The organism is Prosthecobacter sp. SYSU 5D2, from assembly GCF_039655865.1.
GTDB lineage: Bacteria > Verrucomicrobiota > Verrucomicrobiia > Verrucomicrobiales > Verrucomicrobiaceae > Prosthecobacter.
Genome location: NZ_JBBYXL010000007.1, coordinates 135,235 through 149,597, shown reverse-complemented (window position 1 = coordinate 149,597; position 14,363 = coordinate 135,235). Strand labels below are relative to the sequence as shown.

15 protein-coding genes are annotated in these 14,363 nt (G+C 60.9%); 7 read left to right on the top strand and 8 right to left on the bottom strand.

Annotation, left to right across the window (positions count from 1 at the left end):
• The 3 genes from WJU23_RS13390 to WJU23_RS13380 are packed head-to-tail and all read left to right on the top strand — an operon-like array spanning position 1 to position 2,290.
• Positions 1-825, top strand: a complete 825-nt coding sequence (locus WJU23_RS13390) for a class I SAM-dependent methyltransferase (protein ID WP_346333090.1) — start codon at positions 1-3, stop codon at positions 823-825.
• A gap of 3 nt (positions 826-828) precedes the next feature.
• Complete coding sequence (locus tag WJU23_RS13385) at positions 829-1,965, top strand: glycosyltransferase (protein ID WP_346333089.1); 1,137 nt, start codon at positions 829-831, stop codon at positions 1,963-1,965.
• A gap of 25 nt (positions 1,966-1,990) precedes the next feature.
• Positions 1,991-2,290 carry a hypothetical protein gene (locus WJU23_RS13380; protein WP_346333088.1) on the top strand — a complete coding sequence of 100 codons (300 nt, stop codon included), beginning with the start codon at positions 1,991-1,993 and terminating at the stop codon, positions 2,288-2,290.
• On the opposite strand, the gene WJU23_RS13375 is transcribed toward WJU23_RS13380, so the two are convergent.
• From WJU23_RS13375 to WJU23_RS13365, 3 genes are read right to left on the bottom strand one after another with little or no spacing between them, the layout of a single operon-like run.
• Complete coding sequence (locus tag WJU23_RS13375; RefSeq protein ID WP_346333087.1) at positions 2,238-2,774, bottom strand: DUF3592 domain-containing protein; 537 nt, start codon at positions 2,772-2,774, stop codon at positions 2,238-2,240. The two genes, WJU23_RS13380 and WJU23_RS13375, sit on opposite strands and share 53 nt — an antisense overlap.
• Positions 2,771-3,259 (bottom strand): hypothetical protein, encoded by a 489-nt coding sequence (locus tag WJU23_RS13370; protein WP_346333086.1) that lies wholly within the window; start codon positions 3,257-3,259, stop codon positions 2,771-2,773. Before WJU23_RS13370 ends, WJU23_RS13375 begins: the two co-directional genes overlap by 4 nt.
• Before the next feature lie 20 nt (positions 3,260-3,279).
• Positions 3,280-4,653: an FAD-linked oxidase C-terminal domain-containing protein gene (locus WJU23_RS13365; RefSeq protein ID WP_346333085.1), complete on the bottom strand. Its 1,374-nt coding sequence runs from the start codon at positions 4,651-4,653 to the stop codon at positions 3,280-3,282.
• Positions 4,654-4,789: 136 nt separating this feature from the next.
• Here WJU23_RS13365 and WJU23_RS13360 point away from each other — a divergent pair, with 136 nt between their 5' ends.
• Together WJU23_RS13360 and WJU23_RS13355 are read left to right on the top strand one after the other, a co-directional pair.
• Positions 4,790-6,562 (top strand): sialate O-acetylesterase, encoded by a 1,773-nt coding sequence (locus tag WJU23_RS13360; protein WP_346333084.1) that lies wholly within the window; start codon positions 4,790-4,792, stop codon positions 6,560-6,562.
• A gap of 47 nt (positions 6,563-6,609) precedes the next feature.
• Positions 6,610-7,110, top strand: coding sequence for a hypothetical protein (locus WJU23_RS13355; protein WP_346333083.1), 501 nt, complete (start codon positions 6,610-6,612; stop codon positions 7,108-7,110).
• On the opposite strand, the gene bioF is transcribed toward WJU23_RS13355, so the two are convergent.
• Together bioF and WJU23_RS13345 are read right to left on the bottom strand one after the other, a co-directional pair.
• Entirely contained in the window at positions 7,064-8,236 is a 1,173-nt protein-coding gene (gene bioF / locus WJU23_RS13350) for an 8-amino-7-oxononanoate synthase (RefSeq protein ID WP_346333082.1), read from the bottom strand. The two genes, WJU23_RS13355 and bioF, sit on opposite strands and share 47 nt — an antisense overlap.
• On the bottom strand, positions 8,233-9,084 hold the full coding sequence (locus tag WJU23_RS13345) for a tetratricopeptide repeat protein (RefSeq protein WP_346333081.1): 852 nt from the start codon (positions 9,082-9,084) through the stop codon (positions 8,233-8,235). The genes bioF and WJU23_RS13345 overlap by 4 nt, the downstream gene beginning before the upstream one ends.
• A 153-nt stretch (positions 9,085-9,237) precedes the next feature.
• On the opposite strand from WJU23_RS13345, the gene lexA reads away from it, so the two are divergent.
• A complete protein-coding gene (gene lexA, locus WJU23_RS13340; RefSeq protein ID WP_346333080.1) occupies positions 9,238-9,867 on the top strand; it encodes a transcriptional repressor LexA in 630 nt (209 codons plus the stop codon).
• A 23-nt stretch (positions 9,868-9,890) separates the two neighbouring features.
• Here the strand turns inward: lexA and WJU23_RS13335 are convergent, their stop codons facing one another.
• From WJU23_RS13335 to WJU23_RS13325, 3 genes are all read right to left on the bottom strand, one after another.
• Positions 9,891-10,604 carry a PepSY domain-containing protein gene (locus WJU23_RS13335; RefSeq protein WP_346333079.1) on the bottom strand — a complete coding sequence of 238 codons (714 nt, stop codon included), beginning with the start codon at positions 10,602-10,604 and terminating at the stop codon, positions 9,891-9,893.
• Positions 10,605-10,667: 63 nt separating this feature from the next.
• Positions 10,668-12,794: a TonB-dependent receptor gene (locus tag WJU23_RS13330; RefSeq protein WP_346333078.1), complete on the bottom strand. Its 2,127-nt coding sequence runs from the start codon at positions 12,792-12,794 to the stop codon at positions 10,668-10,670.
• 109 nt (positions 12,795-12,903) lie between these two features.
• Complete coding sequence (locus WJU23_RS13325) at positions 12,904-13,317, bottom strand: hypothetical protein (protein ID WP_346333077.1); 414 nt, start codon at positions 13,315-13,317, stop codon at positions 12,904-12,906.
• 174 nt (positions 13,318-13,491) lie between these two features.
• Between WJU23_RS13325 and WJU23_RS13320 the strand changes: the two genes are divergently transcribed.
• Positions 13,492-14,349: a bile acid:sodium symporter family protein gene (locus WJU23_RS13320; protein WP_346333076.1), complete on the top strand. Its 858-nt coding sequence runs from the start codon at positions 13,492-13,494 to the stop codon at positions 14,347-14,349.
• Positions 14,350-14,363 lie beyond the last annotated feature (14 nt).

Genomic DNA, 14,363 nt, shown 5'->3' with positions numbered 1-14,363 from the left:
ATGGCCTCCGAATCATCCCGCTCACTGGACCGTCTGCGCCATCACTATGAGGTGGAGCGCGAGCTGGCCGCCCGGCTGCGAAATTCCACCAAGGAGGAGCGCAGCACACTGTTTGCCACGCTGTATGGGGAGCTCTTTGAGCGGGTGCCTGACCATCCGCGGCTGACGCGGCGGGACACGCCCGAGGACAGCCGCCGCAAGGTGGCCTCCCAGATGCGGCTGCTGACACCGTTTTTAAAACCTGACAGCGTGCTGCTGGAATTTGCCCCCGGGGACTGCCGCCTCGCGGCTGCCGCGGCGGCCAAGGTGAAGAAGGTCATCGGAGTGGACATCTCCGACCAGCGCTCCGCCACGGAGGCTTCCCCGCCGAACCTGGAACTGGTAGTCTATGACGGCTACACGCTGGACGTGCCGGCGCAGTCCGTGGACATCTGCTTCAGCTACCAGTTCCTGGAGCATCTGCATCCGGATGACATCGGCCCGCATTTCCAAATTGCCCGGCGGGTGCTGAAGCCGGGTGGTGTGTATGTTTATGACACGCCTCATCGCTACTCCGGGCCGCATGACATCTCCGCTCATTTTACGGACAAGCTGGAGTGCTTTCACTTCCAGGAATGGACACACCGGGAGATGCGCCAGCTTTTGAAGAAGCACGGTTTTTCCACGACCTGGGTCTTCCGCTTTGGCAAGCCGCAGCGCAGTGCGCTGGTGAATGGACTGGTGGACACACTTGAACTGTTGCTCAGCCCGCTGCCGCACAAGCTGCGCCGTCGGCTCTGCCAGCGTCTTTTCCCCTCCGTCGGTCTGGTGGCCGTGGCTGACTGAAGCATGAGCGCCGTGCCTCCCACCGTCCGCGTTCTTCACGTCCTGGATTCCCTGGCCCCAGGTGGCCTGGAGAACGGCGTGGTGAATGTCGCCCAGCGGCTCAACGGCCAGGGTTTTGACATCCATTCCGCGTGCCTGCGCTTTCGGGGAGACTTCGCCGAGCGCATGCCGGAGCCGGAAAAAGTGGTGGTGATGGGCAAGACGGCGGGCTTTTCCTTCAAAGCCGTGCGCGCGCTGCGCAAACACATCCTGCGAGTGCAGGCGGACGTCATCCATTCGCATAATTTGGGCACACTCATTTATGCCGCGCTGGCCACGCTGGGCGGGCGCACGCACCCAATTGTGCATGGTGAGCATGGCCAGGTGCAGAAGCAGGATCTCACGCCCAAGCGGCTGGCGCAGCGTCGCTGGCTCTTCAAAGTCTGCCGCAGTGTGCACGTCGTCAGCAGCAGCGTACGGGACAATTTGCAGGACCTGGGCCTGGACCCGCAAAAGAAGATCGTGGTGACGCCGAATGGCGTGGACAGCCAGCGTTTTTCCCCCGCACCGGACCGCGCCGCCGCCAGGCAAGAACTGGGCTTTCCAGGGAATGCCACAGTCATCGGCATCGTCGGCCGGCTGGTGGCGCTGAAGCGGCATGAAATGCTTTTCGCTGCCTTTGAAAAACTGGCCTCGCAATGGCCCTCCCTGCGCCTTTTGGTCGTGGGCGATGGTGGGGCGGAGCGGGACCACATCATCGGCCTCATGAAGGCCCATCCTTTCGCTGACCGCATCCTCTGGGCCGGGCATCAAAACGACCTGCCCAAATACTATCGCGCCATGGACCTTCTGGCCGCACCTTCGGAGATCGAAGGTCTGTCGAACGCCGTGCTGGAGGCCATGGCCTGCGGGGTGCCGGTGCTGGCGCATTCCGCCTGCGGCAATGCGGAGGTGATTGAAAACGGCCTAACAGGTTATTTGTCAGACATTCATGATGCAGTCACCCTGGCCGCCTGCATTGAGGCCCCATTGAAGGATGCTGCCTCACTGGCCCGCTGCGGCAGCGGTGCCCGCGAAACGGTGCTGAAACGCTACTCCATGGAGGCGATGGCGGACTGCTACCGGAAGCTCTATCGTGATGCAGCGAAAGCGAAGGAATAACGTTGAACCCTAAAGGCTCAGGACCATGGTGGATTATCTGGATGAACGCATGCAGGACGGATCGCGACTGTTCGCCATCCTGCGGGATCCTATCTCATGGAAGGCCCTGAGAGATCATCTGGAGTCACGGGAAGACATGAAGATCCTGCGCTTTGAGACGGACGGCATCACGGAAGGCTGGCTGGACTTTGAATACTTCGGCCACCAGTTCACCGTGCACGATCCGCTGGGGGAGTTTTATGTGTTTGTGAAGGACCCGGAGTGCCCCGTCTTCATCCTGGGAGAACTGATGACCCATTTTCGGAAGCTGAAGCCAGGCGTTTAAATTTTGCCAGTTCGTAAAAGCCAATACCCGTCAGGATGATGCCAAAGGCGCACATGCCCCAGCCAGAGAGTGTACTGCCGGGCCTGAGCACGCTGTCTTTTGGATCTTGCGGATCGTAATGCACGGTCACCGGCTGACCCGGCTGCCAGGGTTGGAACCGGGCGCTGCCGGCATACTCGGAGAGTGCCTCCTCCTGGCTGTTAAATATGCCCGGCAATGTGTCGGAGGAGTGGGAATGCACGTCCCCCCAGTAAAGCCGTCCCTCCACCCAATAAGAATAGGTGACTCTCACGCCATAAGTGATGTGCTTGCCTGAGCCCTTGGTCACCCGGTAGGAGGAGATGCTGCCCTGTACGGTGGGCCAGAAGTGCGACTGCAAGGCCGCAGTCAGCATGAAAGCGGCCAGCAGCAGCGCCCCCAGGCCCGATCCCATCAGCAGCCAGGCGATGCCCCGGCTGGCGTATCTCGGACGTTTACGGCTCATGGGGATTGCTTCGCGGTCTGTTTCTCCCAGCGCGTGAAGCTCCGCTCCACAGCCACCCAGAAGCGCCAGCCTGCGCCCGCGCCACGCCCGGTCAACCAGCCATGCACTTCCGCCGTGAGGAAGGCTGAGATAGCAGCCAGCAGGACCATGAGTAAAAGCAAAACCATGCCTGCAAAGAACGCCTCCCATCCGCCCACCTGACGCTCAAAGGCCGCATCCAGATATTGATTCCACAAAGACGAAAGGGGCCTGCTACGAGGGGAAGTTGAAAAACCGATCTGGGTGACCAGCAGCAGCACCGGTGGCAGCCAGGCCGATGAACGTTGATGCTCAAAGAACCGCACCAGGAACGCCCCGCACAGAACAGGACAGAGAAAGACCAGCAAGTGCAGCGCCGGTTCCGGCTCCGCCTTGCCATATACACCCCAGGCCAGGAGATGAACCCCCGTCATGAGAGCCAGGAAGATCCATCCGTCTAACTTCATGTGTGTTCGCGTGTCAGTGGTTAGGCCACAAACTTTCCAGGATTCAGGATGCCGTTGGGATCGAGGGCTTTTTTCAGGCGGGAGTGCATATCGAGTGCCTCGGCGGAAAGAGCTTCGGGGAACCAGCGGTTCTTGGCGATGCCGACGCCGTGCTCGCCGGTGATGGCTCCATCCCAGGCAATGACCTTGCGGAAAAGCTGGTCCAGGGCCGCTTCGGCCCGCTCGCGCAAAACGGGATCGTCCATGCTGAGGACCATGATGTTGACGTGGATGTTGCCATCCCCGGCATGGCCGAAGCTGGCGATGGGGAAGCCGCACTCAGCCTGCAGCCCTTCGGCAAATTCAACGAGGTCCACCAGCCGGCTGCGGGGCACCACGATGTCCTCGTTCAGCTTGATGAGGCCGGTGTTGCGCAGGCTGTAGCTGAACTCGCGGCGCAGTTTCCAGAAACGTTCGCAGGCTTCTTCCCCCAGGGCCTCTTCCAGTGAAACGCAGCCCAGCTCGCGCACCAGCTTCGCCAGCGTCACCAGCTCGCCTTTCACGGATTCATCCTGGCCGTCAATCTCCACCAGCAAGTGGGCATCGCCCAGCGGCGTGACGGATTCGCCCAGATATTCACGGGCGGCTTTAAGGGTGAACTTGTCCGCGATCTCCAGGGCGCTGGGCAGGAAACCAGCGTTTAAAATGCGCTGCACCGCGTTGGCCGCCTCGGCAAAGGTGGCGAACCCGGCGGAAAGCATGGCCCGCATGGGAGGATGCGGGATGAGGCGAAGGGTCGCCTGGGTGACTACGCCGAGCAGGCCCTCGCTGCCGACCATGAGGCCCACGAGGTCAAAACCCGTCTTGTTTTTGTGGCAGCGGCCACCGGCCTTGACGATGGAGCCGTCCGCCAGCACGGCCTCCAGGCCCAGCACGTAGTGGCGGGTCACGCCATACTTCAGGCAGCGCGGACCACCGGCATTCGTGGCCACATTGCCGCCCAGGCTGCATTCTTTCAGGCTGGCAGGGTCCGGCGGATAAAACCAGCCCAGTTCACGAACGGCGGCCTGCAGGTCGCCGGTGATGACGCCCGGCTCCACGATGGCCACGCCATCGGCAATGTTGATTTCCACGATCTTGTTCATCCGTGCCAGCGACAGGGCAATGCCCCCGCGCAGTGGCACCGCGCCGCCCACATAACCCACGCGGGAGCCCTGCGGCGTCACGGGGATTTTGTGCTCATTGGCATACTTTAGCACCTTGGACACGTCTTCAGCGGACTCCGCATGAACGACCACTTCTGGCGGATGGGAGGCAAACCATTTGTCCGTGCTGTGCGTCACCAGATCCTCCGGGGTGGAGGAAACACGCGCTGCGCCGATGAGGGAAATGAGATCTTCTGCCAGGGAGGCCATGCCGCACCCTGCACGGCTGCGCGGCCGGTGCAACGGGCGCGGAGGCAGGGGGCCTGGTTATTTCATGACACCAGCTTTTTCATGAAGCCGCTTTTCATCGCAATGATCACCCCCCGGCTTCCGTTTTAGCTTTTCCATGAAGCTTGCCCTGAGTCTCACCCTTCTCCTTTCCACCCTGTCCCTGCACGCAGAGCTGCGCCTGCCAGCCATCATCGGGGATAACATGGTGCTCCAGCAAAAGCAGGCCAATCCCATCTGGGGCTGGGACACGCCAGGGACCGAAGTGACAGTGAAATTCGCCGGCCAGACCAAGACCGCCAAAGCCGGTGCCGACGGCAAATGGACCGTGAAGCTGGATGCGGTGCCTGCCAGTGCCAAGGCCGCCACCCTTTCCATCCAGGGCAGCAGCAGCAAGGCACTGAAAAACGTCCTCGTCGGTGAAGTATGGCTCTGCTCCGGGCAGTCCAACATGGGTTTTTCCGTTAGCAGCACCTGGGATGCAGATCTCACCATTGCGCAGGCCAAATATCCTCAAATCCGCCTCATCTCCGTGCCGCAGGTAGGCACGCAGGAGATCCAGGATGATTTCAAAGGCCAGTGGGAAGAGTGCTCCCCAGCCAATGTGGGCGCCTTTACCGCTGTCGGTTATCATTATGGCCGGGTGCTGCATGAGGTGCTGGGCGTGCCGGTGGGCCTGATTGACAATGCCTGGGGCGGCAGTGCGGCGGAGGCCTGGGTACGCCGTGACCTGCTGGAAAAGGATGCCCGTTTCAAAGGCATCATGGACACCTGGAAAAAGAATGAGGCCGAATTCAGCCAGGAGGCTTTTGACAAACAGGAGGCCGCTTATAAAGCCAAGGCTGATGCCTGGGCCACCGCCCGCAGGGAGGCCATCAAAAACGGCACCCCGCAGCCAGCCCCCATCGGTCGCGCCCCGCGCAATCCTATGACCGGCCAGCACCGCCCCGGCAACCTTTATGCCGGTGTGCTGCATCCCACCATCGGCTACGGCATCAAAGGCGCCATCTGGTACCAGGGGGAAAGCAACGCCTCCCGCGCCAAAGAATACCGCGACCTGTTTCCCTTCATGATCGAGCATTGGCGCAAGGAATGGAAGCAGGGCGACTTCCCTTTTTACTGGGTGCAGCTGGCCGACTACCTTGCCGAGCAGCCTGATCCCGTGGAAAGCACCTGGGCCGAACTGCGTGAAGCCCAGACGATGACCATCAGCAAGCTGCCCAACACCGGCGAGTGTGTCATCACCGACCTGGGTGAGGCGAACGACATCCACCCGAAAAACAAGGTGGATGTGGCCGAGCGCCTGGTCCGCTGGGCACTGGCCAGAGACTATGGCATGAAAATGCCCTACCGCAGCCCCACCTACAAGGACGTGAAGTTTGAGGAGGGCAAAGCCATCATCTCCTTTGACTACGCCCCTACCGGCCTGCGTGTGGTGGATGTGGATGAGGTGCGCGGTTTTGCCATCTGCGGGGAGGACCGCAAGTGGGTGTGGGCGGAAGCCGTCATCCTGCCCGATAACAAGCTGAGCCCGCGCACCCCGCGTGGCAACCAGATCGCCGTCAGCAGCCCGAAGGTGGCCAAGCCCGTGGCTGTGCGCTACGCCTGGGCGGACAATCCCGTGGCCAATGTCTATTCCGCCGAGGGCCTGCCCTTGACCCCTTTCCGCACCGACGACTTTCCCATGATTACCGACCCCGCCAATCCCGACGGCCTTCAGGCTCAGGTCCTGAAGCGCGCTGAGGAAATTCGCGCCGTGCAGGCCGCCCGTGCTGCCGCGCAAAAGAAGATGGCGGATACCCTCAAAGCCAAAACCGAAAGGGCGAAAAAGGACAAAGCGGACGGCAGCAAAAAGCCCAAAGCCCAGGCCGCAAAGAAAGACGTCCCGTGACAGGTTTCATTTGCGCATAGGCATTCGTGTTTCACTCTCGGCTGCATATGTCCCGTTTCGCCCCCCTTTTTCTGCTCGGACTGGCCCTCCTGCTGCCAGCCTGCAGCTCCACCAGTCCGCGCCAGCAGCAGCTCATTGAATACCGCCGCCTGGAGATCGCGGCGGAGACGCCGGGGGACTATTACATTGGTCGCCGGTTCAATATCGAGCGCACGCACCTCTGGGGTTACGTGCGCCGTCCCGGCCAGCCCTGGCATCAGTCCAAGCTGGTCATGATGAATGAAAAATACATGCGCCAGCCTGACCGCTACCCTGAAATACCCTCGGGAGACGGCCCCGCCTTTGGTAGCGATCACAATCATGAATACCGCCTCTGGGGTTACTATTCGGGACGCCGGGTGTATGATCCCAACAGCAACCTGGCCCTCCCGGAATTTGTCCTCCAGCGCTATGAGCTGAAGAACCGCTCCCCCGGCTGGCTTTTCAATCCGGGTGAGCGCTTCAATGGCAAGCAGCTTCTGCGGGGTGAAGCAGGTTCAACACCTTGAGTGCCTCCATGAGCCGCTCCACCTGCTCCGGCAGATGCGCGGCGGAAAACGTCAGCCGCAGCCTTGCCCGTCCCCGCGCCACTGTTGGGTAGCGGATGGCAGGCACCATCAGTCCCGCTGAACGCAGGGCCGCACTCGCTGCCATGGCTGCGTTTTCGTCTCCCAGGATCAGCGGCAGGATGGCGCTCTGGAAGCCAGTGTTTCCCAGGCCCACCTTCGTTTGGACATTCTCTACATGTGCACGCAGCAGCTTCCGGCGGCGTTCGCCTTCCTCCCCCCGCACCATCTCCAGCGCGGTCAGCGCCGCATGGGCCACCGCCGGTGGCGGGGCGGTCGTGTAGATAAAACTGCGGGCCCGGTTGATCAGCAGGTCCACCACGGCGTGCGAGGCCGCCAGGTAACCTCCGCTCAGGCCCAGCGCCTTGCTCAATGTGCCCATCTGCAGCTCAATGCGGCCCTCCAGCCCCAGCTCTGCCGCCAGACCCCGGCCCTGGGGTCCCAGCACACCCACGGCATGCGCTTCATCCAGCAGCAGCCAGGCACCGTAGCGCTCCTTCAGAGCCACCATCTCGCGCAGCGGAGCGGCATCGCCGTCCATGCTGAATATGGATTCCGTGACGATGAGCACCCGCCCTTTGGCCGTTTGCAAAAGCCGCTCCAGCTTCTCCAGATGATTGTGCGGAAACACCCGCAACGTCGCCCCGCTTAGCCGTGCCGCATCCACCAGGCAGGCATGGCTCAGCTTGTCCAAAAGCACCGTGTCCCCCGGTCCCAGCAGGGCGGGTAAAGTACCCATGGGCACGGCAAACCCGCTGGAAAAGGTCAGCGCCCCTTCAGTGCCCTTAAAGTCCGCCAGGGCTGCCTCCAATTCTGCATGGGGGCGCAGGCTGCCGCAGACCAGCCGGGAAGCACCCGATCCTGCGCCATATCGCGCCGCGCCATCCTGCAGTGCTGCCTTCAGCACATCGCAGGAGGCCAGTCCCAGGTAGTCGTTGGAGGAAAAATTGACAAAGCTTTTCCCCTCATGCTCCAGCAGCGGTCCCTGCGGGGAATCCATCACCCGCAGCTCGCGCCACAGGCCTTCGGCGCGGAGCTGATCCAGTTGTGGCCGGATCTCCCAGCTCACTCCTTCAGCCTCCGCTCCACAATCTCGTCCTTTTCCACCCCCAGGGACACCGCCTTGTCGTAATGCCGCTTGGCCAGCTCTATCGCCGGCGGTTTCTGGTCCAGGTAGAGCAGCGCCAGATTGAAATGGGCGATGCCGTACTGCGGGTTCAGCTCGATGGCGCGCAACAGCTCGTTTTGCGCCGCATCCACCCAGCCCAGATTCTTCGCCGCGATGGCCAGATAATTGTGCGCCCGTGCATCCGTCGGCTCCTCATGAATCGCACGGGTGAAGCAGGAGATGGCGCGGTAGGTGTCACCTTCGGAGGAAAAGATCAGTCCCAGGGCACTCCAGCTCTGCGCCAGATGCGGGTTGATCTCCACGGACCTCTCGAAGCAATCCACTGCCGCCAGCGTCTTGCCGGCCTGCTGCTCCACCGCGCCCAGGTTGGCCCAGGCCAGCGCATTGTTTTCATCCAGCTTCAGCATCTCTTCATAGGCCGCACGTGCCTCTTCCCACTTCTGCTCGCCAAAAGCCGTCGCCGCCCGTTGGGCCAGCACGGTCGTGTGGTTCGGCAGTTCCCCAATGCTTCCTGGCGTGGCCAGACCAGCCTTGGGCACCGCAGCCGCTGGCTCAGGGGGAAGAGTGACAGGGGCTGCTGCTGGCAAAGGGGTAGGCGTCACGGGAGAAGGCGTCTCATCCGCTTTTTTCTCCACTGACGGAGCAATGGGTACCGGAGCCTTTTCGGGCGCAGCCGGGACAGCAGGTGGGGGTGTCGTCTCTGGTGCCTTCCCAGGTTCCTGGGCGACGACGCTGAAGGCAGCACTCGTGATCAGAAGAAGGAAACGAAGGGTGGGAAAAGCAGGCACAGCTAAAGATTCATGCAAAATGGCGGACACGCAAAGGTTCGATGCAAACTAAGTGCACGGATGTACAAGTTTCTTCCATGCAAGAAGGCCCCGTAAAACTTCTTGCATCCTGGCTCGTTAGGTTGAAGTGTTCAGGCGAACAAACAACATTCCATGTTCGATTTCAACACCAAGCTCACCGACCGCCAGCGCGAACTGCTGGACTACCTGCGCCAGTATCAGCGCGAAAACGGTGTCATGCCCAGCACGCGTGACATTCAGCGGCACTTTGGCTTCTCCAGCCAGACCGCCGCCATGAGCCACCTGCGGGCTTTGGAAAAAAAAGGTGTCATCCAGCGTCATCCCAACAAGGCCCGCGCCGTCGTCTTTCCAGAGGATCTCGAGCGTGCCGAGATCGTGGACATCCCCCTTTATGGCATGATCCCCGCCGGTTACGCCAGCGCGCAGGAGCAGACGGCGGATGGCTCCATCGCCGTGGATGTGCACACGCTCGGCCTCAGCCGCAGCGCCAAGGCCTTTGCCCTCAAGGTGCGCGGTGAATCCATGATCGGTGCCAACATTTGCGATGGCGACATGGTCATCCTTGAAGCCAAAGAGCCCCGGCCGCGCGACATCGTCGCCGCCCTCATTGATGGCGAGACTACCCTGAAGCGTTTCCTCATCAAAGAAGGCCGCCCCTACCTCCAGGCGGAGAATCCCGACTTTCCGGATCTCATCCCCGCCAATGAGCTCATCATTCAGGGCGTCATGCAGGCCCTCATCCGCCAGGTCGGTCGTGACTGACCTGGCTCACTTGCCCCGTCGCCTCAGTCCACCGCCCGCTTCTTCGGCCTCGTCATGAAAAACAGAACGATGCCCAGCAGAGCCACGATGCATGTGGCAAAGGTCAGCGTTGTCAGCACCAGGTCGCGGACATCCTTGTTGGGGATGAAACCGAACTTGTGAAAATTGGTGAAGATACGGGCCTCAAACTGCCGCCCGTCATCCGTGTGGCGGGTCACGCTCCCGGTGGTGGTGGAAACGTAAACACGGGTGTGATGTTCATCCTCCAGGTCAAACCGGTACACTGGCAGGATGCGGAAAATGTTGATATACTCATTGTTAAACGCCGTGAGGTAGTCCGTCTTCGTTACCTCCGCACCGCCCAGGAAGGCCTTTGCGATCTCGCCCGCATACACCTCATCCTGGGCTGCATCCACCCGGCCATCCACTGCGCTCACATACTGGGCTGAGCGACTGCCGTTCACATACACCTGATACCAGGGCTGGCCGCCAATGCTGCGCACATTCACCGCTGCCACACCTTGAGCCGCATCGGGCAGACGGGCGGTCGCATCGGCGATGCTCATGGTGATCTGGTTGACGTTCAGCCCTTCTCCACTGGGGCTCGCCGCTGGCGGGGGCGGCTGCGTGCGCGTCATGATGTTATGAATCACACCGCTCCCGGCGGACATGAGGATGCTGATGCTGAAGATCAGGCCTAACCAACGATGGGCTTTTCGGACGAAGTTTTTGTTCATGTAAAGAGGATGGGAAAAAGGCAGGAGACAAGGACATGCCTCCTGCCCCGGTTTCAAACAGGATTACCATTTCCATTCGATGCCGGCGTACACCGCGCGGCCATCACCAGGAAAATACACCGCACTGCCTGCATTCGCGGTTTTCAGCACACCGGTAGTGGCGGCAAAGGTTTCATCCGTCAGGTTCTTGCCTTCGATGAAAAAGGACAGCCCCTTGGGCGTACGATAGCCCAGCTTGAATCCCAGCAGCGCATAGCTTCCCGCCTTCTGCGTGTTGGCCAGGTCCACAAAGTAAGCCTGTGGTACCCATTCCACATTCGGCCCTGCATAAAAGCCGCAGGGATGTTCATACAGCAGCTCGGCACGGTAATAATGCCGGGGCATGCCGGGCAGCTCGTTATTGCTGAACTGGCCGCCGCTGGCGAAGTGGAAGTCGCTAAACAGGTACACCTGACGCAGAAAAAGCCGGTCTCCTTTGACTGCTTCGGTACCTGCCTGTTTGCCACTGCCCATCGTTTCATCCTGCCAGGGGGTTACGATCCCGCGCAGAAGGTCAAAGTCCACCATCGCCTCAATGCCGTGATGGATGGTGCGGCCGGCATTCACCGTCTGCGTGGGGTTCACACCGGGGATGCCCAGGGACAGCAGCTCGTTGTCAAGCCATGAGTAGTACCAGGCCAGGTCCCAGCTCACCCGGTCCGCACGGCCACGGGTGCCCAGCTCGAGGGTCGTGCCTCGCTGCGCATCCAGTTGCACCAGCCCAGGAGCCGCACCGGCATTGGACAGCTCACCAAAGGACGGTGGTTCAAAGCTGCGGCTGACATTAAAGAACACCTGCGTCTGCGGATTCACCTCCCACAGCACGCCCAGCTTGGGGCTGAATCCCCAGTATTCCTGCATGTCCGTATTATCCGCGCCAAAGATGAGCTGCTCCTCAAAGTCACGTTTGGCATAGCTGCCCTGCGCCCCCAGGACCAGCGCCACGGAATCCGTCACATAAAACGTATTCTGCAGATACAGGTCCACATTGGCGGACTGGTGCTGGTTCTCCGCCGTGCGCAGGCCGCGCTCGCCGCCCAGGTTCTGGAAACGGTTGTCCTGGGTGATGCCATACATCGCCCCCAGTCCCAGGGTGAAAAGGTTCCGGTGCCCCGCCAGGTCCGCCAGCGAGTCATAACGCACATCCACGCCGAAGTCATTGGAGAGCTGGTCAATCACCTGGAAGATGGGGTGATCCAGATCCTTCCAGGACCAGAAGCTGCTCACCGTCAGCTTGTGGTCGTCGCTGCCAAAGGTCGTCTTGTTGGCGATGCGCAGCAGCTCAAAATCACGCTTCTGCCTCAGTGCCACGCTGCCCGCATTCGCCTGATCCGGACGGCTTTCCAGCTGGGCACGGGTCAGGGCTCCCGGCAGTTGCGAATCCGTCTGCACATAGGTCAGGTAAAAACGGGTCTCCACTTCGTCATTGAAACGGTAGCCCACATTGCCAAAGAAACGCTGGTTGCTCTGACGGCTCCAGTCACGATACCCGTCCGAGGACGAATGCGTGAAGCTGGCATAATAATCCGCCGCCCCCAGCACCATGCCTGAGCTGATTTGCGCCCGGAAGGAATCAAAGCTGCCTGCTTCAAAACGCATCTGCGCCGGTGCCGCATCGTAACCCGTCATGGAGACAAAGTTGATGGCCCCACCCAACGTGGTGGATCCATATTGGAGGGCATTGGCGCCACGGAAGACCTCCACATAGCGCGCCGAGAGCGGCTCAATGGCCTGCATGTCAAATCCCCCGTCCGCCAGGTTCAGCGGTGATCCGTCCTGCATCAGCTTCAGCCCGCGACCATGAAAGGTGCGCTGGATGCCGGAGCCACGGATGGAGATGCGGGATTCCTCCGCCCCGAAACGCGGCTGAACGAAGACACCGGGGGAATAGTCCAGCGCATCCTTCAGCGTCGTGGCTCGGCCACGTTTGTAGTCTTCCGCATCCACCACATTCACCCCGCCGGGGATCTGGGCCAGTTGCTTTTTCACCGTCGCCACACTCGGCACGGTCAGGGATTCCGCCTGGGCATCCGCCGTCACCACCACCTCAGGGAGGTTCATGGGCTCATCGGCAGATTGGGAGTAAACAGAGGGGCAGACAGCGGTCACGCCGCCCGCGATCAGCAGGGACAAAAAGAAATTCAGTTTCACAAAAAGTTGGGGAGAGAGAACATGGGCATGACCACGCCGCATAAAGCAGACGCGGTTCACGACACCGGGATGAAGAGAACAAATGGCCACCTCCTGGGTGGCAGGTGCTTCATGCCTGGCCTTGTCTCGGCGGCGTCCACGGCGGCATCATGGCCAGCCGTTCTCCCTGTTGGGTGGGTTCGGGGAAAGTCCTCAGCACAGGGGCCGGAGCCACCACGCAGACCATCTGGGCCAGCACGGCCTCCAGCTTTTTCAGCGGTGCGCTGGCCGTCTTTTCCTGATCCTGTTTTTGTCCATTCTCCACCGCTTTGCAAAGCTGGCACGGATGCTCACCATCAAAAGTCTTCGTCACCGCCTCGATCAGCGATCCGTCCCTGGCATAGCTGATCAGCATGCCCGTCCACGCCACCCCTTGCAGCAGCGTCCATTGCAGGCCTAATGAAATGCATAGCAACGCCACCAGCATCCACCGCGCCAGGCGGGGAAGGAGAGGGTGTTGGTTGGCGGGAGTCACGTCCGCCATGATGAAGAACCCCAACCAAAGATCAAATCAAACAATCAAATTCGTCGGCAGGGCAGGGTTGTCTTCACCACCTCGCTGCCCGGGCTTTCCAGCAGACCTTCTTAGCAAGTCTGCAACCCCCAAGAAGCCGGCCTTTTCGATGGACAAGGTCGTGTCGCAAGCAAACGGATCGGCATGTCTCCCGACTTGTTGAAATCCGTCCTTCTGCCACTGGCGCTCATCATCATCATGTTTGGCATGGGGATGACGCTCAAGGTCGCAGACTTCACCCGAGTGTTGTTTTCTCCAAAAGCGACGTTGCTTGGGCTGGGCTGTCAGCTGCTGGCGCTGCCGCTCATTGCTTGGGGATTGGCGCATCTGTTCCAGCTGCCCGGCGATCTCGCGGCGGGCCTGATGCTCCTCGCGGCCTGCCCAGGCGGACCGACCTCCAACATCATCACCCATCTTTCCAAAGGAGACACGGCTTTGTCGGTCACGTTGACGGCGATTGCGAGTGTGATCACGGTGTTCACCATTCCGCTGCTGGTGAGTTTTTCGATGGATCATTTCATGGGTGCCGGGCAGGCCATTACCTTGCCTTTTGGCAAGACTTTCCTTCAGCTCATGGTCGTGACCTTGCTGCCGGTGGGCCTGGGGATGTGGGTGCATCATGCGCGGCCTCATCTCACACAGCGGCTGGCAGGCACGGTGAACGCACTCTCGGTGGGGTTCCTGGCGCTCATCATCCTCGCCGCCGTGTTCAGCGAGAAGAACCTGGGGGCACAGATCGTCGCCGGTGGCCCGGCGGCGGTGACACTTAACCTTTGCGGCATGCTGGTGGGCTATGCACTGGCCACGGGTTTTCGGCTGCCCCAGCCCCAGCGGGTGACCCTTTCCATTGAGGTGGGGATTCAAAACGGCACCCTGGCTCTCGCCATCGCCCTCGGCTTGCTGGACAGCCCCCGCCTGGCCATCCCCGCCGTGGTTTACAGCCTCTTTATGTTCCTGAGCGGGACCTTCATGATTCTTCGTTTCAGTCGTCGCCGTGCATAAAAAGAATTCTTTTC